Annotated in this window: 18 protein-coding genes; 7 read left to right on the top strand and 11 right to left on the bottom strand. The window is 69.8% G+C overall.

Annotated features, from left to right (window positions below; genetic code table 11):
* Positions 1-16 precede the first annotated feature (16 nt).
* The 4 genes from MMF94_RS18720 to MMF94_RS18735 all read left to right on the top strand — a co-directional run bounded on the left by MMF94_RS18720 (position 17) and on the right by MMF94_RS18735 (position 5,411).
* Positions 17-844 (top strand): arylamine N-acetyltransferase family protein, encoded by an 828-nt coding sequence (locus tag MMF94_RS18720; RefSeq protein WP_241038216.1) that lies wholly within the window; start codon positions 17-19, stop codon positions 842-844.
* A 156-nt stretch (positions 845-1,000) separates the two neighbouring features.
* Positions 1,001-2,749, top strand: a complete 1,749-nt coding sequence (locus tag MMF94_RS18725; protein WP_241038218.1) for an eCIS core domain-containing protein — start codon at positions 1,001-1,003, stop codon at positions 2,747-2,749.
* Between the two features lie 220 nt (positions 2,750-2,969).
* The gene (locus MMF94_RS18730) at positions 2,970-3,560 is read left to right on the top strand and encodes a DoxX family protein (protein ID WP_241038220.1); all 591 of its coding nucleotides are present in this window, start codon (positions 2,970-2,972) and stop codon (positions 3,558-3,560) included.
* 327 nt (positions 3,561-3,887) lie between these two features.
* Entirely contained in the window at positions 3,888-5,411 is a 1,524-nt protein-coding gene (locus tag MMF94_RS18735) for a catalase (protein ID WP_241038222.1), read from the top strand.
* 120 nt (positions 5,412-5,531) lie between these two features.
* Here the strand turns inward: MMF94_RS18735 and MMF94_RS18740 are convergent, their stop codons facing one another.
* The 11 genes from MMF94_RS18740 to MMF94_RS18790 form a co-directional block, all read right to left on the bottom strand.
* On the bottom strand, positions 5,532-6,158 hold the full coding sequence (locus MMF94_RS18740) for a hypothetical protein (RefSeq protein WP_241038224.1): 627 nt from the start codon (positions 6,156-6,158) through the stop codon (positions 5,532-5,534).
* Positions 6,155-8,014: an ABC transporter ATP-binding protein gene (locus MMF94_RS18745; protein ID WP_241038225.1), complete on the bottom strand. Its 1,860-nt coding sequence runs from the start codon at positions 8,012-8,014 to the stop codon at positions 6,155-6,157. Before MMF94_RS18745 ends, MMF94_RS18740 begins: the two co-directional genes overlap by 4 nt.
* A 333-nt stretch (positions 8,015-8,347) precedes the next feature.
* On the bottom strand, positions 8,348-8,938 hold the full coding sequence (locus MMF94_RS18750; protein ID WP_241038227.1) for a hypothetical protein: 591 nt from the start codon (positions 8,936-8,938) through the stop codon (positions 8,348-8,350).
* Positions 8,935-10,779 (bottom strand): ABC transporter ATP-binding protein, encoded by a 1,845-nt coding sequence (locus MMF94_RS18755; RefSeq protein WP_241038229.1) that lies wholly within the window; start codon positions 10,777-10,779, stop codon positions 8,935-8,937. The genes MMF94_RS18750 and MMF94_RS18755 overlap by 4 nt, the downstream gene beginning before the upstream one ends.
* A 739-nt stretch (positions 10,780-11,518) precedes the next feature.
* Complete coding sequence (locus tag MMF94_RS18760; RefSeq protein ID WP_241038231.1) at positions 11,519-11,905, bottom strand: metal-sulfur cluster assembly factor; 387 nt, start codon at positions 11,903-11,905, stop codon at positions 11,519-11,521.
* Positions 11,902-12,390, bottom strand: a complete 489-nt coding sequence (gene sufU / locus MMF94_RS18765) for a Fe-S cluster assembly sulfur transfer protein SufU (protein WP_241038232.1) — start codon at positions 12,388-12,390, stop codon at positions 11,902-11,904. The genes MMF94_RS18760 and sufU overlap by 4 nt, the downstream gene beginning before the upstream one ends.
* Before the next feature lie 5 nt (positions 12,391-12,395).
* The gene (locus tag MMF94_RS18770; protein ID WP_241038233.1) at positions 12,396-13,673 is read right to left on the bottom strand and encodes a cysteine desulfurase; all 1,278 of its coding nucleotides are present in this window, start codon (positions 13,671-13,673) and stop codon (positions 12,396-12,398) included.
* A complete protein-coding gene (gene sufC, locus MMF94_RS18775; protein WP_241038234.1) occupies positions 13,673-14,458 on the bottom strand; it encodes a Fe-S cluster assembly ATPase SufC in 786 nt (261 codons plus the stop codon). The genes MMF94_RS18770 and sufC overlap by 1 nt, the downstream gene beginning before the upstream one ends.
* Before the next feature lie 30 nt (positions 14,459-14,488).
* The gene (locus MMF94_RS18780; protein ID WP_241038235.1) at positions 14,489-15,688 is read right to left on the bottom strand and encodes a SufB/SufD family protein; all 1,200 of its coding nucleotides are present in this window, start codon (positions 15,686-15,688) and stop codon (positions 14,489-14,491) included.
* A 40-nt stretch (positions 15,689-15,728) separates the two neighbouring features.
* Entirely contained in the window at positions 15,729-17,156 is a 1,428-nt protein-coding gene (gene sufB / locus MMF94_RS18785) for a Fe-S cluster assembly protein SufB (protein WP_241038236.1), read from the bottom strand.
* Positions 17,153-17,923 carry a helix-turn-helix transcriptional regulator gene (locus MMF94_RS18790; protein ID WP_379660588.1) on the bottom strand — a complete coding sequence of 257 codons (771 nt, stop codon included), beginning with the start codon at positions 17,921-17,923 and terminating at the stop codon, positions 17,153-17,155. Before MMF94_RS18790 ends, sufB begins: the two co-directional genes overlap by 4 nt.
* A 214-nt stretch (positions 17,924-18,137) precedes the next feature.
* Between MMF94_RS18790 and mptB the strand changes: the two genes are divergently transcribed.
* From mptB to MMF94_RS18805, 3 genes are read left to right on the top strand one after another with little or no spacing between them, the layout of a single operon-like run.
* Positions 18,138-19,724, top strand: coding sequence for a polyprenol phosphomannose-dependent alpha 1,6 mannosyltransferase MptB (mptB, locus tag MMF94_RS18795; RefSeq protein WP_241038237.1), 1,587 nt, complete (start codon positions 18,138-18,140; stop codon positions 19,722-19,724).
* Between the two features lie 11 nt (positions 19,725-19,735).
* Positions 19,736-20,665: an ABC transporter ATP-binding protein gene (locus MMF94_RS18800; RefSeq protein WP_241038238.1), complete on the top strand. Its 930-nt coding sequence runs from the start codon at positions 19,736-19,738 to the stop codon at positions 20,663-20,665.
* 56 nt (positions 20,666-20,721) lie between these two features.
* On the top strand, positions 20,722-21,438 hold the full coding sequence (locus MMF94_RS18805) for an ABC transporter permease (RefSeq protein ID WP_241038292.1): 717 nt from the start codon (positions 20,722-20,724) through the stop codon (positions 21,436-21,438).
* Positions 21,439-21,441: the final 3 nt, after the last annotated feature.

Raw genomic sequence — 21,441 nt, forward strand, 5'->3', positions numbered from 1 at the left:
GTCCAGGATGGCTGCCATGGCCACCACCGGCTCGGCGACGTCGGCGCTGACCTCGTACCTCGACAGGATCGGTGAGCCCGGCGCTCGCGATGCCGACCTCCCTGCCCTGCGGCGCATCGTCGCCGCGCACGCGGAGTCGATCGCGTTCGAGAACCTCGACCCGTTCACGCGCCGGGACGTGCGGCTCGACCAAGAGAGCCTCGCAGCGAAGCTCGTCCACGGCGGACGGGGTGGTTGGTGCTTCGAGCAGAACCTCCTCCTGCGCGGCGCCCTCGACGCGCTGGGTTACCGCACCACGGGCCTCGCGGCGCGGGTGCTGTGGGGACGCCCGGCCGATGCGCCCGCGACGCCGCGGAGCCACATGCTGCTGCACATCGACCTGCCGGAGGGGCCGCACGTGGTCGACGTCGGCTTCGGAGGTCTGACGCTCACCGGTGTGCTGGCGCTCGAGCCCGAGGTCGAGCAGGCCACCCCGCACGAGTCGTTCCGCCTGCGGCCCGACGGCGCCGGGTTCGTGATGCAAGCGCTGGTCGCGGGCGAGTGGCGCCCCCTCTATCGGTTCGATCTCACCGAGCAGTGCCTCGCCGACTACGAGGTGACGAACTGGTACCTCGGGCACCACCCGGCGTCGCACCTGCGTGCCACGCCGATCGCGGCGCGCCCCGGCACCGACCGGCGCTACGCCCTGAACGGCACCACCCTCACCGTGCACCACCTCGGCGGCCCGAGCGAACGCCGTACCCTGCAGACCCCGGCCGAGGTATGCGCCGTGCTGGAGGAGCACTTCCGGATCGACCTGTCCGGGTTGCCCGACCTCGACGAAGCGCTCGCCCGGCTCTTCTGAGCAACCCCGCCGATCGCGCGGGCAGCCACCGTCCGGATGGCCATTCGGGCAACGTGATTACCCGCCGAGATGCCCGGATGATTCCTGCCCGCCCGGCAGCCTGGCCCTAGTGTCACCGAGACGAGGGTGTTGATCACTCCTCGCGAAGGAGGCCCCGTGCGCCGTTACGAGTCGACAGCGGGGCGCGACATCGACCAGGCCGGGACGTCCCACCCCGCTCGTCCGTTCGCCCCAGCCCGGCCCAGCGGGGTCCCGGCCGCATTCCTGACCTTGCAGCGCAGCGCGGGGAACGCAGCCGTCGTCGCCTTCCTCCAGACGAGCCGGGCAGAGGAACCTGTCGAGGAACCGACGGTGCAGCGCTCGGGCGTCCTCGACGTACTGCCCTCCCCGGGACGGCCGCTCGACACCCCGGTGAGGCGCGACATGGAAGCCCGCCTCGGCGCGGACTTCCGCTCCGTCCGCATCCACACTGGACCCGCTGCCGGCCGATCCGCCGCCGCGATCGGCGCACAGGCCTACACCTCCGGCGAGCACGTCGTTCTGGGCCCCGGCGCCGGCGACCGCCACACGCTCGCCCACGAACTGACCCACGTCATCCAGCAACGACGAGGACCGGTCGCAGGAACCGTCCGCGGTGACGGGTTGAGGATCAGCGACCCGAGCGACCACGACGAACGAGCTGCCGAGGCGAACGCCCACCGCGCGCTGCGGCACCCACCCACCGAGCTCGGACAGAACGCACCCGAGCCCCCGCACGCCCGATCCGGGCCGGCACCGGGCCGGCTCACGGTGCAGCGCAAGGTCGGAATCGAGATCGAGACCGGATGGTACGTCGACACGGCGGACAAGCCGCTGATCGGCAAGACCAAGCCTGGCAAGCCACTGAAGAAGTACGACGTCGTCGGGGATCCGTTCGACGGCTTCAAGGTCACCGCCGACACCGCGCCCAACAAGCGGTCCGAGATCGAGTTCGTGGTCGACCCGCCGGTGGAGGAGGGCGACGAGGGCAAGCAACGCCTCGACACCGTGATGAAGAACCTCACCGACGTCGGCAAAGGCATGGAGCAGGCCGCACAGGGGACGGAGCACTTCACGCAGGACAAGGCCACGAACCGGAAGCCGGACAAGAACTTCGTGATCACCCCGCGAGGGCGGCTCGACGGGAGCCCGCAGGTCACCCTCGGTCTGGCGCTCGGCGCGATCACCCGGATGGCACCGCCCCCGCCGCCCGCACCCGCGGCCGGACAGCAGCCTGCGCCTCAACCGCCCCAGGACAGACCCGCACCCACCCCGATGCAGCCGGGTACGTCGTACCTCGCAGGGCAGGCCCGCCGCGTGACGGGCAAGGGTGCCATTCCGACACCCAGCGACGACCTCAGAGGCCTGATCGCCGTGATCTCGAGCTACATCATCAAGGGCTCGGTCACCGCCCAGCAGCTCGCCTACCCGAAGCAGATCGCCAACGTCCTCATGGCGCGCACCGACTTCGCCAAGCTGTTCCAGCTCCTGCCGGCAGCCGAACGGACGATCCTCGAGGCCGACAAGCAACTGTGGGTCGATCTGGTCGTCGATGCCGCAACAGCGGGCAAGTTCAGCGGCGGCGCCATCGACCCGGACAAGAACGTCATCGAGGCGGGCACCAAACGCACGGGCGTCCGCGACCTGACGATCAAGGACTGGCTGACGGCCATCGCCGAGAACGACGACAAGCTGAACAGCGTTTTCGCCCCCACCAACATGGGGGCGTTGAAGGACAGGACCGAGCAGGTCGGGCCGGACAACGCACGCCAGGAGGCCGGGATCTTCGAGTTCCGCGCCTCCCAGATGACGAAGCTTCCGCTCGACAAGTGGAAGGAGTTCGCCCTCATGGCGCACGACTACATCACTCGTCTGCACGGAGGCTGACCGCGCCGGGAGCTGCGGACCGGGGCAGCCCGACGCCCGCTATGTGAGTTCCTTGGTCACGATGCGGCGCCACCTCGGGGGTGCGGCGTTTAGCATGGCCGTCGTGCGGCTGGTCGACGCGGAGGTCGACCACCCCTGATCCGGCGTGGCGATGCCGACCCGTTCCAGAGGTCGACACTTCGCCGCCGTCCTCCGACCATCTGCACTGCGAGGTCCACACGTGAACCACGGCAACCAGGGCACGACGTCGCTCGCGGGCGGCACGACGGATCCTGTGACCGTCGAGACGCCCGCCGTCCGTGCCCCCGACGACCGCTACGGCGGCACGGGGTTCGACGTCGCGCTCCTGCTCCTGCGCCTGATCCTGGCCACGACGATCGGCGCGCACGGGCTCATCAAGGTGTTCGGCTTTCTCGGCGGGCCCGGGCTCAGCAGCTTCGCCCACGTCCTCCACGGCTACGGCTTCACCCGCGGGATCACCCTGTTGTCCTGGGTCACCGGGCTGACCGAGGTCGGCGCGAGCGTGATGCTCGTGCTGGGCCTGGTCACCCCGCTGGCGGCCGCCGGGGTGCTCGGGGTCCAGCTGAGCGTGGTCTGGGCCAAGCACGGCGGCGGCTTCTTCGAGGGCGCTGGAACGGGTTTCGAGTTCGAGCTCACCCTCGCCGTGATCGCACTGGTGCTGCTGCTCGCCGGCTCCGGCCGCCTGTCCCTGGACGCGAGAACCCCGTGGGGCAGGAGGCCGCTGTCCTTCGGGCTGGCGGGGCTGCTCGTCGCGATACTCGCCTCGATCGTGATCAACGTGGCGTTCTGACGGCCCCGGCAGGCCCTGCGACTGCTGGACTTGTACCCGTTACGCACGATCTGCCCGCGAAATCCACCCGGCGACGACGAGCCCGCAGGTTTTGGACGCGCGGCGACCGGGCAAGCGCTGGTGATGGTTTCGTCAGCGCCTGAGGCATGACTGCCGACACAGCGGTGTACCGCGGCCCGCACGGCTTCCGCGGCGGGCACCGCTGGCCGGCCACGCTCGAACGTGTCCACCCGCCGCTCCCCACGCTCGGGCGACGCCAGGACGAGGCCCCTCTGCTGAACGTGCACCCGAACTGCACGAGCCCCACCATCACGAGGAGGAACACTGGTGAGCGATCCCACTTCGAGGTTCACGACAACCGATGCCGGCATCCCGGCCGAGAGCGACGAACACTCACTCACCGTCGGACCGGGTGGTCCGATCCTGCTGCAGGACAGCTACCTGATCGAGCAGATGGCGCAGTTCAACCGCGAGCGGATACCTGAGCGGCAGCCTCACGCGAAGGGCAGCGGCGCGTTCGGCCGGTTCGAGGTCACGAACGACGTCAGCGCCTACACCAAAGCAGCGCTGTTCCAGCCGGGACAGAAGACCGAGATGGCCGCGCGGTTCTCGACCGTGGCCGGAGAGCGCGGCAGCCCCGACACCTGGCGCGACCCCCGCGGCTTCGCGCTGAAGTTCTACACGGCCGAGGGCAACTACGACATGGTCGGCAACAACACGCCGGTCTTCTTCGTCAAGGACCCGATGAAGTTCCAGCACTTCATCCGCTCCCAGAAGCGCCGTGCCGACAACAACCTCCGCGACCACGACATGCAGTGGGACTTCTGGACCCTTTCGCCGGAGTCCGCGCACCAGGTGACCTGGCTGATGGGTGACCGGGGGATCCCGCGCACGTGGCGGCACATGAACGGCTACACCTCGCACACCTACATGTGGATCAACGAGGCCGGCGAGGAGTTCTGGGTCAAGTACACGTTCAAGACCGATCAGGGCGTGGAGTTCTTCACCCAGGACGAGGCCGACCAGATGGCGGCTGCCGACACCGACTACCACACACGGGACCTGTTCGAGCACATCCGGGACGGGGAGCACCCGAGCTGGACGCTGTACGTGCAGATCATGCCCTACGGCGACGCGCCGGGTTACCGCTTCAACCCCTTCGACCTCACCAAGGTCTGGCCGCACGGCGACTACCCGCTGATCGAGGTCGGCCGGATGACGCTGGACCGCAACCCGACCGACAACCACACCGAGATCGAGCAGCTCGCGTTCCAGCCGAACAACCTCGTACCCGGCATCGGGCCGAGCCCGGACCGGATGCTCCTGGCCCGGTTGTTCTCCTACGCCGACGCCCACCGGCACCGCCTCGGCGCCAACTACCAGCAGATCCCGGTGAACGCGCCGACCTCACCGGTGCACTCGTACAGCAAGGACGGTGCGATGCGCATGGTGAAGGTCGCGGATCCGGTGTACGCGCCGAACTCGAAGGGCGGCCCGGCGGCCGACATGTCGAGGGTCGGGAAGATCCCGAGTTGGCACACCGACGGGGACATCACCCGCGCCGCCTACGTCGACCACGCGGAGGACGACGACTGGGGGCAGGCCGGCACGCTCGTGCGCGAGGTGTTGGACGACGCCGCGCGTGAGCGCCTCGTCGACAACGTCGTGGGGCATCTGCTCAACGGCGTCACCGAGCCCGTACTGGAGCGGGCGTTCGACTACTGGCGCAACGTCGACAAGGGCATCGGCGAGCGGATCGAGGCCGGGGTGTGCGCCAAGGCCGACGAGACGGACCCGAAAGCCGAAAAGCAGGGAAACCCTGCTCGTAGCTCGATGCAGGCCAAGGCATAGAACGGCCCGCAGGCCGGCTCGTCCCGATGCACGTACGGGCCGAGAACCCCTCCGTTCCACAGCCGGCGGGGCGGACGACGCAGTGATCGCGTCGCCCGCCCCGCCGGTGCGCTCAGGTCGTCAGGCGCTGATCCGGTCGTCGACCGGGTCCGGGTCGGCGATCGGATACGGCAGGTCACCGGGCAGCAGGAACTGCGGGACCTGCGCGAACCGCCAGCCGGTGCCGTGGCGGGTGAAGGTCCACACGACATCGAAGCGGTCGCTGGGCCAGTGCTCGGGCGGAGCCGGGCTCACCTCGCCGAGGTTCTCGATGATCTTGTGGAGGGATTCGTGCTTCCACGACACCAGGGCGGCACCGGGACGGGCCCGAAGCTCGCCGGCGAGTGCCGCCTCGTCACCGACGGCGTAGCGCTGGACCACGTCCAGGCCGAGCCGGGCGGCGAGCGGCGTCACCGTCTGCGCCGATCGTTTGCTGTGGCCCTCCCGGTGCGCCGGGCCGTAGACCGTGTCCGGCCGGTACAACCCCGACGGCGGTTCTCCCCGGGCGGGGGCGAACAGCCCGACCAACGCCCCTGCCCGGAGCCACCCGTTCACGGTGAGGGAGTGCTTGTCGAACTCCCCCTCCGGTGAGACGCCCTTCGGACTGCCCGAACGGCCGGGCTTCTCCGCGTGGCGAATGATCATGATCACCTGCTCGGCCTCGACAGGCTCGTCCAGCAGCCACATGTTGCTCGTAGCAGACATCATCCGAGCACCCCCGAAACCGCCTCTGCCACTTCCGGAGCCGGACGCGACGGGGCCTCGTCGAGCACGCCACCCCGGCGCAGGTGAACCGTGCGGGTGGCCAGCCTGGTCAGCGCCGGCTGGTGAGTGGTCATCATGACCGTCCGGCCCTCGACCAGCCGGGTCAGTGCCTGCACCACGACCTCCTCAGCCACCACGTCCAGTCCCGCCGTGGGTTCGTCCAGCAGCACCACCGGTGAGTCGACCAGCAGCGCGCGGGCGATGCCGACACGCTGGCGCTGCCCACCGGACAGCCCGACCCCACCTGCGGAGATCACGGTGTTCAGCCCGTCGGGGAGCCGGTCGGCGAACTCGGTGACCAGCGCGGCCTCGGCCACCCGGGCCACTTCCTCGTCCGTGGCGTCCGGCCGGCCGTAGCGCAGGTTGTCGGCCAGCGTTCCGGAGAACAGGAAGGTGTCCTGCAGGACCATCGCCACCTGCTGGTGCAGCCAGTGCTCGGGCACGTTCGGCACCGACAGGCCGTCGAGCAGCACCTTGCCCTCGGTGGGCCGGTACAGCCCGCCGATCAGCGACAGCACGGTGGACTTGCCGGCCCCGTTGTCCCCCAGCAGCGCCACCCGCTGACCCGCCTCGATCTTCAGATCCAGGCCGCACAGCACCGGACCGCGTCCGTAGTCCAGACCCACGCCGCGCAACTCGATCTCGCCGGTGACACGGGTGGGCAGCCCCTGGGCCGACCCCACGTGCGCACGAGGCTCGTCGAGGATCGCGCCGATCCGCTCGGCCGACGCGGCGGCCTGGGTGAAGCTCGGCATCAGCTTGGCCAGCGACTTCATCGGCTTGAGGATGTTCTGCAGGTAGCTCGTGACCACCACCAGCAGACCGACCGACCACCAGTTCTGCAAGGCGCCGTACCCGCCCACGAACAGCAGTACCGCGGTGCCGATCGCCGCCACCGACTCCAGCGCCGGGGTGAACCGGGCGCTCAGGTCCACGCCGCGCAGCCCGATGCTGAGCACCTTGTCGTTGGTCGAACCGAAACGCCGATCCTCCACCGCCTGGCTGCCGAACGCGTGCACCGTGCGAATACCCTGCAGCGACTCGGTGACAAAACCGGTCAAATCACCCACAGCTGCACGACGCTGACGCGAGTTCACCCGGGTCAGGCGCGCGTAACGAACCGCGGTGAGAAACACCAGCGGGGCCGCGCACAACGTGATCAGGCCGAGCCGCCAATCAACCGAAACCAGCACCACAGCGGTTCCCAGAAGCGCGAGGATTCCAGGCACCAGCGTGGAGAACAGGTCCGTCAGGCTGCCCTCGATACGCTCGGTATCGGTCACGACCCGACTGGTCAGCTCGCCGATCGAATTGCGATCATGGTAATCCTGTGGCAGCCGCTCCACGTAACCGAACACGTCCGAACGGATGCGCGAACTGATCCGCTCGCCCGCCCCGTTCATGAACAGGTCACCCAGATAATCGAACACGCCGGACGCCACCGTGATCAGCAGAACGGCGACCGCTGCCACTCCGAGCATGGCAATCGCCGACCCACCGAACCACTGGGCCACGTTGTGCAACGGCCCGCCGTGGTTCTCCCCCCTGAGCAGATCGTCGATGACCAGGGCCAACGGCCACGGCGTGGCCAGGTCGGCAGCCAGTTCCAGCCCCCGCATCCCCACACCGGTCAACAACCACCGCAGTTCCGGCTTCCCGTAGCTGCGGAACCTCCACAGCTGACGCAACGTCCCGATACTCTCCGGCGACCGCTTGTCCACAGTGCGCACCCAGCCGGGAATCGATTCGCCCTGCCCGCGATCCGGCAACTCTCCGGCTGCCGCCGCCTCCACGCTCATTGATTCACCACCAAGATCCGGCAATGGCGCCGCGCCATCTCCCCCATTTCGGACACAGCCGTCACTGCCACTCCCCTCATCGGCCTAGTCACATGTCGCTAGTCGGACCTCAAGCACATGGCTCGACTGATCAAGAACAGCAACATTAACGTTTGCTGAACGCCAGATAGGCGCACGCTAATTCATCATCCGCGAAGTCTGTGACATACCCCATACAGGGGTTGAATCCGCGCAAGATCTCAATCCGGCCGCAGATCCGAACAATCACGGTCGTCGATCTTCGCAGAGCCGCGGCAGATGGGGGCCGAATGCCGAGCTGCCACGGGCTCGATCTCAGGTCTTCCGAGTGTGGTCCGGATCGACGATCGGATAGGGCAGATCACCGGGCAGGAGCAACTGCGGCACCTGCGCGAACCGCCATCCGCTGCCGGCGCGGGCGAAGACCCAGACGACGTCGAATCGGTCGCCCGGCCAGTTCGCCGGTGGGGCCGGAGTGACCTCACCCAGGTGGCCCGCGATGTCGGGGATGGCCTCGTGGTGCCAGGACACCACCGTGGCGCCGGGGCGGGCGGCCAACTCCTTGGTCAGCCGCGCCTCCTCGCCCTCGGCGTATCGGTTGACCACGTCGAGCCCGAGCCGGGCTGCCAGCGGAGTGACCGTCTGGACGGATCGTTTGCTCTGGCCGCGCCCGAAGCCCGAGCCGTAGATCGTGTCCGGGCGGAGCAGGCCGGCAGGCGGTTCCCCTCGGGACGGAGCGAACAGGCCGACCAGCGCACCGGCGCGAATCCATCCGTCCACGGTGAGAGAGTGCTTGTCGACTTCCCCGTCCGGGGTGATGCCGCGCGGGCCATCGCCATGGCCCGGCTTCTCCGCATGCCGGATGACCATGATCACGTGCTCGTCGGGGGAACTGCCGCTCGTCATGCCGGCGTCCCTGTCACGAGTGCGTCGAGCGGCCGCGCGGGCCGCTCGTCGAGGACGCCGCCTCGGCGCAGGTACACGGTGCGGGTGGCCAGCCTCGTCAATGCCGGCTGGTGGGTCGTCATGATGACCGTACGGCCCTCAGCCAGGCGCGTCAGTGCCTGCACCACCAGCTCCTCGGCGTTGACGTCCAGTCCCACGGTGGGTTCGTCGAGCAGCACCACCGGTGAGTCGACGAGCAGCGCCCGAGCGATACCGACACGCTGGCGCTGCCCACCCGACAAGCCGATCCCGCCCGCGGAGATCACCGTGTTCAGCCCGTCGGGCAGCCGGTCGACGAACTCGCTGACCAGCGCGGCTTCGGCCACTCGGGCCACCTCCTCGTCGTCGGCATCGGGCCGGCCGTAGCGCAGGTTGTCGGCCAGGGTCCCGGAGAACAGGAACGTGTCTTGCAGGACCATCGCCACCTGCTGATGCAACCAGTGCTCCGGTACGTCGGGCACCGACAGTCCGTCGAGGAGGACCTGCCCCGCCGTGGGCCGGTACAGCCCACCGATCAGCGACAGCGTGGTCGACTTCCCGGCGCCGTTGTCGCCCAGCAACGCGATCCGCTCGCCCGCGCGGATCCGCAGATCCAGCCCGGTCAGCACCGGGCCGCGTCCGTAGTCCAGCCCCACCCCGCACAGTTCGATCTCACCGTTCACCCGGCGAGGCAGCCCGCGGGCGGGTCCGAGGTGCTCGCGGGGCTGGTCCAGGATCGCCCCGATCCGCTCGGCCGACGCGGCCGCCTGAGTGAAGCTCGGCAGCAGCTTGGCCAGGGACTTCATCGGCTTGAGGATGTTCTGCAAGTAGTTGGTGACCACCACCAGCAGACCGACCGACCACCAGTTCTGCAGCACGCCGTAGCCACCCACGAACAACAGCACAGCGGTGCCGATCGCCGCCACCGACTCCAGCGAAGGTGTGAACCGGGCGCTCAGATCCACCCCGCGCAGCCCGATGCTCAGCACGCGGCTGTTGGTCGACCCGAAGCGGTGGTCCTCCAGATCCTGGCTGCCGAACGCGTGCACGGTACGGATGCCTTGGAGAGACTCGGTGACGAAACCGGTCAGCTCACCCACCGCCGCACGTCGTTTGCGCGAGTTCACCCTGGTCAGGCGGGCGTAGCGCACGGCGGTCATGAAGACCAGCGGTGCCGCGCACAACGTGATCAGCCCGAGCCGCCAGTCCACCGACACCAGGACCACGGCGGTGCCCAGCAGCGCGAGGATCCCCGGCACGAGCGTGGAGAACAGGTCCGTCAGGCTGCCCTCGATCCGGTCCGTGTCGGTGACCACGCGGCTCGTCAGCTCGCCGATGGCGTGCTGGTCGTGGTAGCTCTGCGGCAGTCGCTCCACGTAACCGAACACGTCCGAGCGGATGCGCGAGCTGATCCGCTGCCCCGCCCCGTTCATGATCCGGTCGCCGAGGTAGTCGAACAGGCCGGACGCCACGGTGATCAGCAGAACGGCAACCGCGGCCACGCCGAGCACGGCCGGTGCCGACCCACCGAACCAGTCCGCCACCCGGTGAAGCGCGCCGCTCTTCTGCTCACCCCGCAGCAGGTCGTCGATCACGAGCGCCAACGGCCAGGGGGCGGCGAGATCGGCGACCAGCTCACAGCCGCGCATCACCACCCCGACCAGCAACGACCGCAACTCGGCCTGCCCGTAGGCACGGAACCGCCACAGCTGACGCAGCGTCCCGGCGTTCGACGGCACATGATCGGCGACGGCCACCGCTTCGGCCGCCGTGTATCCGGCCGACGCGTCCGCGGGCCCGGACGCCTGAGCCTGCGCGCTCATCCGCCCACCGCCGCGTGCCGGCAATGGCGCCGCGCCTTGTCACTGTCGTCGGGCATGGCGTCGCTCCTCTATCCGTCCAGCAGAGTCGGTGAATACGCGCTCAGCGCAGGCCCGCCCGATTCGGCGAGCCAGTAATTTCTGGGAAGCAGTTTCGGAAAAAATGCCCCGGCGGCTACGAAATGGACACCGGATGCTTCAGCCGACATCGTGTGCGATGTGTCAGATCAGCACGATCGACCGATCTCGAGGGAGCGAGGGAGCGTCCGTGGCGCAGGAGCGGTCGAGCCGGGGCGGCAGAGGGCCTGCACCCGCCCCGTCACACAGCGAAGCCGACGGACCGCACTGACCAGCACATCCAGCACGGCGGCAGGCTCAGGCGGCCGTAGGAGGACGGTCCGGCCGGGCCGGCAGAGAGCATCATCAGGGCCCGGGAAGCGGCACCCGGCAGCCGGCGGCCGATCATGGTGATCACCGTCGAATGGATTCCCGGCACGAACCGATGCCGGCTACCGCGCTTGTCGAGAGCGATCCCTCCACTCATCGACCTCCCCCTTGTTCACGATTGCATGGCAGTTACACGAGTCTTACTGAAGGAATCCTCAGCTTAGAAGATTCATTCACGACACAACTGTGATCTACCCCACGCAGAAAGATCACCACAAACAACGAACGGCACTTTCGTCCGGACCTACCGGACGAAAGTGCCGTTCGTTGTGTGCTGCGGTGGCAGTGCTCGGGCTCAGACGCGGAAGCCCAGTGCCCTGAGCTGCTCGCGGCCGTCCTCGGTGATCTTGTCGGGGCCCCACGGCGGCATCCAGACCCAGTTGATCTTGATGTCGTCGACCAAGCCGGCGGTGCCGGTGAGCGCAGCCCTGGCCTGCTCCTCGATGACGTCGGTCAGCGGGCAGGCCGCGGACGTGAGCGTCATGTCGATGGTGGCGACGCCGCCCGCGCTCTGGATGCCGTAGACCAGACCGAGATCGACGACGTTGATGCCCAACTCGGGGTCGACGACGTCGCGCATCGCCTCCTCGAGGTCCTCGATCGAGGGCTCCTCGGCGCGCTGAGCCGGCGGCTCGGGCATGCCTGCCGCGCCTCGCACTACGTCGTCGGCGGTCTCACTCATGACTGTGCCTCCTCCGTCTTGCGGGCATCATCGCGCGTTTTGCTCCGGCCGTCATGCGCGGTGCGGACGACGGCGTCCTTGAACGCCATCCATCCGAGCAACGCGCACTTCACGCGGGCCGGGTAGCGGGCCACACCCGCGAAGGCCACACCGTCGCCGAGCACGTCCTCGTCGGGCTCCACCTGCCCACGGCCCTGCGCCATCTCCTGGAACGCCGTGAGCACCTTCATCGAGTCCTCGACCGAGCGGCCGACGACGAGGTCGGTGAGCACCGACGCCGACGCCTGGCTGATCGAGCAGCCGAGCGTCTCGTAGGAGACGTCCGCGACCGTGTCGCCGTCGAGCTTCACGCGCAGCGTGATCTCGTCGCCGCAGGTGGGGTTGATCTGGAACGACTCGGCGTCGAACGGTTCGCGCAGGCCGGCGCCGTGCGGCGACCGGTAGTGATCCAGGATGATCTCCTGGTACATCTGTTCCAGCTGCATATGTGTCAGCTCACTCCGAAGAAGTCACGCGCGGCCCGCACGCCCTCGACCAGAGCGGTGACCTCGTCCGGTGTGTTGTACACGTGGAACGAGGCGCGCACGGTGGCGGCCACCCCGAAGCGACGGTGCAGCGGCCACGCGCAGTGGTGGCCCACCCGCACGGCGACGCCCCGGTCGTCGAGCACCTGGCCGACGTCGTGCGCGTGCACGCCCTCGACGACGAACGCGACGGCACCGCCGCGGTCGGTGAGATCGGTGGGCCCGACGATCCGGACACCGGGCACCTGCGACAAGCCGTCGATGGTCTGCTGCACCAGCGTCATCTCGTGGGCGTGGATCACGTCCATGCCGATCGCGTTCACGTAGTCGACGGCCGCCCCGAGGCCCACGGCCTGCGACGTCATCGGTACGCCGGCCTCGAACCGCTGCGGCGGCGGGGCGTAGGTGGTGTGCTCCATCCGCACGAGCTCGATCATCGACCCGCCCGTGAGGAACGGCGGCATCGCGTCGAGCAGCTCCGCACGCCCGTAGAGCACGCCGATGCCGGACGGCCCGAGCATCTTGTGACCCGAGAAGACCGCGAAGTCGACGCCGAGCTCGCCGAGGTTCACCGGCATGTGCGGCACCGACTGGCAGGCGTCGAGCAGCACCAGTGCGCCCACCTCGCGGGCGCGGCGCACCAGCTCCGCCACCGGCAGCACTGTGCCCAGCACGTTGGACTGGTGCGCGAACGCCACGACCTTCGTGCGCTCGGTGAGCTCGATCGAGTCGAGATCCACGCGCCCGGTGTCGGTGATCGAATACCACCGCAGCGTGGCGCCGGTGCGCCGGCACAGCTCCTGCCAGGGCACCAGGTTGGCGTGGTGCTCCAGCTCGGTGATCACGATCTCGTCGCCCGGCCCGAGTGCGAAGCGCTCCGACTCCGGCCCGAGGCCGGTGCGGATGCTCGAGTTGCTCATCGCGTACGCCACGAGGTTGATGCCCTCGGTGGCGTTCTTGGTGAACACGAGCTCGCCCGCCGTGGCGCCGATGAGCGCGGCGATCCGCGCCCGCGCCGACTCGTAGGCGTCGGTGGCCTCCTCGGCGAGCTGGTGCGCGCCGCGGTGCACGGCGGCGTTGTGCTGCTCGAGGAACGCCCGCTCGGCATCGAGCACCTGGCGCGGGCGCTGCGACGTGGCGCCCGAGTCCAGGTAGACCAGCGGGCGGCCGTCGCGGACGGTGCGGGCGAGTATCGGGAAGTCCGCCCGCAGCTTCTGGACGTCGACGCCCTCGACCGTGGTCATCAGACTGTGGCCTCAGCCACCGCCGTGTCGGCGGCCGACCCGGTGAACCGCACGTATCCGGTCTTCTCCAGCTCCTCGGCGAGCTCGGGGCCACCGGACTCGACGATGCGCCCGCCTGCGAAGACGTGCACCACGTCGGGCGTGATGTGCTGCAGGATCCGCGTGTAGTGCGTGATCAGCAGTACGCCGGTGTCGCCACCCGCCCGGTAGCGGTTGACCCCCTCGGACACGACGCGCAGTGCGTCGACGTCCAGGCCGGAGTCGGTCTCGTCGAGCACCGCGAACTTCGGCTTGAGCAGCGCGAGCTGCAGCACCTCGTGGCGCTTCTTCTCGCCGCCGGAGAAGCCCTCGTTGACGTTGCGCTCGGCGAAGTCCGGGTCGATGTCGAGGTCGCTCATCGCGCTCTTGACCTCCTTGACCCAGGTGCGCAGCTTCGGGGACTCACCGCGGATGGCGGTGGCTGCCGCGCGCAGGAAGTTGGCCGTCGAGACGCCGGGGACCTCGACCGGGTACTGCATGGCGAGGAACAGGCCCGCTCGGGCGCGCTCGTCGACGGTCATCCCGAGGACGTCCTGGCCGTCGAGGAGGACCTCACCGGAGGTGACCTCATACTTCGGGTGCCCCGCGATCGCGTAGGCGAGCGTCGACTTGCCGGAGCCGTTGGGGCCCATGATGGCGTGCGTCTCGCCGGCGCGGATCGTGAGGTCGACGCCCTTCAGGATCTCCTTGGGGCCGTCCTCGGTTGCAACCGAGACGTGCAGGTCCTTGATCTCCAAGGTGGACATTGGTGTCAGTGCTCCGTGTGGTTGGGTGCGTCAGGCGCCGGTGACGGCCAGCTCGGCCTCGATCGCCGCTTCCAGGCGCTCGCGCAGCTCGGGAAGGGTGATCCGGCTCAGGATCTCGCCGAAGAAGCCGCGGACGACGAGCCGCCGGGCGACGTCCTCCGGGATACCGCGGCTCTGCAGGTAGAACAGCTGCTCGTCGTCGAACCGGCCGGTGGCGCTCGCGTGGCCGGCACCGGCGATCTCGCCGGTCTCGATCTCCAGGTTCGGTACCGAGTCGGCCCGCGCGTGCTCGGTGAGCACCAGGTTGCGGTTGAACTCGAACGTGCGCGTGTTCTCGGCAGCCGCGCGGATCAGCACGTCGCCGATCCACACGGTGTGGGCGGTGAGGCCCTTCGCGCTCTGCAGCGCGTTCTTGTAGAGCACGTTGGAGGTGCAGTTCGCCACGGAGTGGTCGACCAGCAGCCGCTGCTCCAGGTGCTGGCCCGCATCGGCGAATCCCAGCCCGGCCAGCTCGGCGTCGCCGCCCGGGCCGCGGTACTTCACGGTGGGGCTGATCCGCACCAGGTCGCCGCTCAGCGACACCGACGTGGCCCGCAGGACCGCGTCGCGCCCGATCGACATGTGCTGCGCGCCGACGTGCACGGCGTCGTCGGCCCACTCACCCGTGACGACCAGCATGAGCCGTGACCCCTCAGCCAGTACGACCTCGAGGTTGTCGGCCACTGCGCCGGACCCGCGGTACTCCACCACCGCGGTGGCCTCGGTGTTGGGCGTGGTGCGCAGCTGCAGGTGGCCTGCGGCGGTGACGCCCACTCCCGGGCCGGTGACCGTGACGGTGACCGGTGCCGGGGTGCCGGACAGCGTGACGACCGTGGCCTCACGGAACGCGGACCAGGCCGCCGCGGCGACACGGTCGGCGGGGATGCCGCCCTCGCCGATCCGTGCGTCGTCGCGGTCGACGGTCTCGACCGTGACGCCCTCGGCGGCGGAGGCCTCGATCTTCACGATGCCGTCAAGCGCCGCGGTGCCGTCGTGCAGGCCGTGCAGCCGCCGCGTCGGCGTGAAGCGCCAGTTCTCCTCACGACCGCCGGGGACCTCGAAGGCCTCGACGTCGTAGGAGGTGAAGCGCTCACTCGCCGACGAGAGAGGCGACTCGCCCTGCCCCTTCTTCGCGCCTTCCAGCTCGGGGGCGAGGCCGGCGACCTCGGGTGCGGTCTCCGGAACGGTCATGATTCGTGATTCCTTCTCTGCAGGTGGGAAAGGCGTGCGGTCATCCGACCGAGCCCTCCATCTGCAGCTCGATGAGCCGGTTCAGCTCCAGCGCGTACTCCATGGGCAGCTCGCGCGCGATGGGCTCGACGAACCCGCGCACGACCATCGCCATGGCCTCGTCCTCGGTCAGCCCGCGGCTCATCAGGTAGAAGAGCTGGTCGCCGCTGACCTTCGAGACCGTGGCCTCGTGGCCCATCGAGACCTCGTCGTTGCGAACGTCGACGTAGGGATAGGTGTCGGACCGGCTGATGGTGTCGACCAGGAGCGCGTCGCACTTCACCGTGGAGCGGCTGTGGTGCGCCCGCGGGTTGACCTGCACGAGACCCCGGTACGAGGTGCGCCCACCGCCACGCGCCACCGACTTCGAGATGATCGTCGAGGACGTGTGGGGCGCCAGGTGCACCATCTTCGCCCCGGCGTCCTGGTGCTGGCCCTCGCCCGCGAAGGCGATGGACAGGACCTCGCCCTTGGCGTGCTCACCCATCAGCCAGACGGCCGGGTACTTCATGGTGACCTTGGAGCCGAGGTTGCCGTCGACCCACTCCATGGTGGCGCCCTCTTCGGCCTTGGCCCGCTTGGTGACCAGGTTGTAGACGTTGTTCGACCAGTTCTGGATCGTCGTGTAGCGGCAGCGGCCGCCCTTCTTCACGACGATCTCGACCACGGCCGAGTGCAGCGAGTCGGACTTGTAGATCGGCGCGGTGCAGCCCTCGACGTAGTGCACGTAGGCACCCTCGTCGACGATGATCAGCGTGCGCTCGAACTGGCCCATGTTCTCGGTGTTGATCCGGAAGTAGGCCTGCAGCGGGATGTCCACCTTGACGCCCTTGGGGACGTAGATGAACGACCCGCCCGACCACACCGCCGAGTTGAGCGCGGAGAACTTGTTGTCGCCGCTCGGGATGACCGAGCCGAAGTACTCCTTGAACAGCTCCGGGTGCTCACGCAGGCCCGTGTCGGTGTCGAGGAAGATGACGCCCTGCGCCTCCAGGTCCTCGCGGATCTGGTGGTAGACGACCTCGGACTCGTACTGCGCAGCGACACCGGCGACGAGGCGGGCCTTCTCGGCCTCCGGGATGCCCAGCTTGTCGTAGGTGTTCTTGATGTCGGGGGGCAGGTCCTCCCAGCTGGCGGCCTGCTTCTCCGTGGAACGCACGAAGTACTTGATGTTGTCGAAGTCGATGCCCGACAGGTCCGCGCCCCAACGAGGCATCGGCTTGCGTTCGAACAGGTCGAGTGCCTTGAGCCGGAAGTCGAGCATCCACTGGGGCTCGTTCTTCAGTGCGGAGATGTCGGCGACGACGTCGGCGGAGAGACCGCGACGTGCGGTAGCGCCGGCGGCGTCCGGATCGGCCCAGCCGAAGTCGTAGCGGCCGAGCGTCGCGAGCGTCTCCTCCTGGGTGAGTGCCTCAGGAGTGGTCGTCATTCGGACTGCCTCCCTCTCAGGGACGTACCTGTGGGGATCCCTGTCGAGATCGTGGTGGTAGTGGTGCAACCCCGCTGGATTTCGGGAGCTTCCAGCGGAACGTGGGTGGTGCACGCGGTGTCGCCGCGCGCGATGGTGGCCAGCCGCTGCACATGCGTGCCGAGCAGCTCGGCGAACGCCTGGGTCTCAGCCTCGCACAGCTCCGGGAACTCGGCCGCGACGTGGGCGACCGGGCAGTGGTGCTGGCACAGCTGCACACCCGACCCGGCTTCCCGGGCCTGTGCGGCGTAGCCGCGGGACGTGAGCACCTCGGCGAGCGCTCCCGCGCGTGCGTCGCGCCCGTCGGTGGCCGCGACCTGCTCGGCTTCCGAACCGAGCAGGTTCTCGACCCGGCTGCGCGCGAAGTCGCGCACCGCCGCCTCTCCCCCGTGCTCGGCGAGGTAGCGCAGCGCGGCCACGGCGAGGTCGTCGTAGCCGTGACCGAACCGGGCCCGCCCGGCGTCGCTGAGCAGGTAGAGCCGAGCCGGGCGCCCCCGGCCCCGCGGACCGCGGCGCGGCGCCTGCCGCACCTCGGCCTCACCGTCGGCGAGCAGGGCGTCGAGATGACGCCGTACCGCGGGAGCCGACAGCGAGAGCTCGGCGGCGACCGCCGTGGCCGTGATCGGCCCCTGCTCCATGAGCAGGCGGGCGACGCTCGCCCGGGTGCGGCCGTCACCGCTCGACTGCCCCTCATGGGCGTCGACCGACGGCTGTCCCCCGCTTTTCACAACACCAGTGTTGCGTATATCGGCGACTGGGGCAAAGGCGACGTGCGAGGGGTGACGACGCTCACGTGGGGGGAGACTCGCCGATGTCGCGGAAACGGGGTTCCTGGCCCGCATCCGGCGTCCAGGCGGATGGATCGCAAGGCGCCGCGAGGCGCCGCCCAGGGCGCCGGAGGCGGGTAGGACGACCTCGTTTCCCCGGCACTAGGCTGCACGCATGGTCGCAGGGGAGCTGGACGGCGCACGCGCTCCGGTTCCGGTAGAGGCACCCCCGCGCGACCCGAGCCGCGCCGCCCGCCGGCTGGGGCTGACCGGGACACTGCTGATGGGAGTGGGCGCTCTCGGCTCGGGCGCGCTCCCCGTCCCCAACCCGTTGTTCGGCCTGCGGCTGCTCGGCCTGCCCAGCCGCAACGCCACCATCGCCATCGCCATCACCTACGCCGGCATCGGACTGCTGGTGGTCGCCTGGCTGTGGATCGGGAAGATGCTGCGGTCGAACGGGGCTGTGGCGCCCGCTCCCAACCGGGCACAACTCGCCCGAACGGCCGTGCTGTGGGCCATCCCGCTGGCCGTGGCGCCGCCACTGTTCTCCCGCGACGTCTACAGCTACCTGGCGCAGAGCGCGATCCTCGCCCGGGGGCTCGACCCCTACGTGCTCGGGCCGGCGCAGGCCCTGGGCGTCGACGATCCGCTGACCCGCAGCATCCCCACCATCTGGCGCGACACCCCGGCGCCCTACGGGCCGTTCTTCCTCTGGCTCGGCCGCGGCATCACCGCGCTCACCGGCAACGACGTCGTCCTCGGCCTGTTCGCCCACCGCGTGCTGGCCCTCATGGGCGTCGGTCTGATCGTCTGGGCGATACCCAAGCTCGCCCGGCGCTGCGGGCTCGACACCGGGCTCGCGCTGTGGCTCGGCGCCGCCAACCCGCTGGTGCTGTTCCACCTGGTCAGCGGCATCCACAACGAGTCACTGATGATCGGGATGATGCTCGCCGGCATGGAGATCGGCCTTCGAGCAGGCCCACGGGTGCTCGACGCGCGGTTCTTGTGCGGCGCCCTGCTCATCGTGGGCGCCTCCGCGGTCAAGATTCCCGCGCTGCTGGCCCTCGGCTTCCTCGGCACGGAATGGGCCAGGCGCCGTGGCGGCCGGGTGCGCGACGTCGCCGTGTCGGCGGGGGTGCTCGGCGGGGTCACGGTCGTCGGCTACGGCGTGCTGGCACTCGTCACCGGTCTCGGGCTCGGGTGGGTCACCACGCTGGACACACCGAGCCTCATCCGCAGTTGGATGTCGGTGTCCACCGACCTCGGGCTCATCGGGGGCCAGGTCGGCATCGTGGGCGGCCTCGGTGACCACACCGACACCGTGCTCGTGCTCACCCGCGGCCTGGGTGGGCTCGCCGGGGGCGTCGTGGTCCTGATACTGCTGCTCGCCTCGCTGCGCGGGCGGCTCGACCCCGTCACCGGGATGGGCGTCGGCCTGGGCGCTGTCGTGCTGCTCGGACCGATCGTGCATCCGTGGTACCTGCTCTGGGCCGCGATCCCGCTCGCCGCCACCCAGGGCCTTCCCCGCTACCGGCGCGCCGCGCTGGCCGCCTCCGCCATCCTCGCCCTGCTCGTCCCGCCCACCGGGGCCGACTTCAACTTCCGCGCCTATCAGCTGCCCATGGCGATCGTGGCCGGGCTCGTCATGCTCGTGCTCCTGCTGCTCGTGCAGCGGCGTCAGCTCGCCGGGCAGCAGGGCGTGGACGTCGACGCGTGGCCGGGCCGCGTGCCGACTCCGGGTCCGGATCCCGCACCTCATTAGACTGCTCTGCTGTGAAGACTCCGCCGCCCCCTGTCGCGGTCCGGGGGCTGGTGAAGCGCTATGGCCGCACCACCGCGGTCGACGGGCTCGACCTCGATCTGGCCGCCGGATCGGTGCTGGCCCTGCTCGGCCCCAACGGTGCGGGCAAGACCACCACCGTCGAGGTCTGCGAGGGTTTTCTCCACGCCGACGCCGGCGAGGTGCGTGTGCTCGGTCTCGATCCGGCCACCGCCCCCGACAGCCTCCGCGCCCGCATCGGTGTGATGCCCCAGGGCGGGGGTGCCTATCCCGCCGTGCACGCCACGGAGATGCTGCGGCTCGTCGCCGCGTGCTCGGCGCACCCGCTCGACGTCGGGTGGCTCACCGGCGTGCTCGGTCTCGACGGCTGCGCCCGCACGCCCTACAAGCGCCTGTCGGGAGGCCAGCAGCAGCGGCTCGCGCTCGCCTGCGCCGTCGTCGGGCGCCCCGAGCTGGTGTTCCTCGACGAGCCGACCGCCGGCATGGACCCTCAGGGCCGCCGGGTGGTGTGGGACCTGGTCGAGGCGCTGCGCCGCGACGGGGTGGCCGTGCTGCTCACCACCCACCTCATGGAGGAGGCCGAGGCGCTCGCCGACGAGGTGGTGATCGTCGACCACGGGCGCGTGGTCGCGCAGGGCTCCCCCGCGGCGCTCACGGCCAACACCGACCAGCAGGAGCTGCGGTTCCGCGCCCGATCCGGCATGGACGTCGACGACCTCGTGGCGGCGCTGCCCGCCGGGTACGGGGCGGCCGAGCCGATCGCCGGGCGCTACGTCGTGCAGGGCCGGATCGACCCCACGGTGCTGTCGATCATCACGGCGTGGTGCGCGAGGCAGGGAGCGCTCGCCGACGACGTGCAGGTGGCCAAGCGCAGCCTCGAGGACGTGTTCCTCGAGCTGACCGGACGGGAGCTGCGCTCGTGACCCTCTTCCCGCCCGGCACCTTCACGCCCCGCCCCGGCGCCGGTTCGCCGCTGCGGATGCTCGCGGTGCAGTCGGCCACCGAACTGCGCCTCGCCATGCGCAACGGCGAGCAGGTGCTGCTCACCCTCCTCATCCCGATCGTGCTGCTGGTCGGCCTGAGCACCCTCGATCTGGTGCCGCTGCCGCAACCGCGGATCGCGGCGGTGCTCCCCGGCGTGCTCGCGCTGGCGGTGATGTCCAGCGCCTTCACCGGCCAGGCCATCGCGCTGGGCTTCGATCGGCGCTACGGCGTGGTCCGGCGCCTCGCCGCCACCGCGTTGCCACGCTGGCTGCTGGTCGCGGGCCGGCTGGTGGCGGTGCTGGGCGTCGTCGCGATCCAGGTGGTGCTGCTCTGCGGCCTCGCCGCCGCACTGGGCTGGCGGCCGGCGGCGGCCGGCGTGGGTTGGGCAGTGTTGCTCCTGGTGCTCGGCACCGCCGCGTTCGGATCGTTGGGGATCCTCCTCGGCGGGTCGGTGCGTGCCGAGATCACCCTCGCGGTGGCCAACCTCGTGTGGTTCGTGTTGCTGCTGGCCGGAGGGATCATCGTTCCGCTCGGGCTGCTACCGGGGCCGCTCGCGGCCATCGGCGCCGCGCTGCCGTCCGGGGCACTGGCCGAGGGTCTGCGCGCAGCCCTGTCGGCCGGGCACGCGCCGAGTGCCACACAGGTGCTCGTGCTCCTGCTCTGGACGGCTGCCGCATCCCTGCTGGCGGTGCGCACGGTCAAGCTGCGCTGATCG

The sequence above is a fragment of the Pseudonocardia alaniniphila genome (assembly GCF_022524485.1).
In the GTDB taxonomy this organism is placed as follows: Bacteria; Actinomycetota; Actinomycetes; order Mycobacteriales; family Pseudonocardiaceae; genus Pseudonocardia; species Pseudonocardia alaniniphila.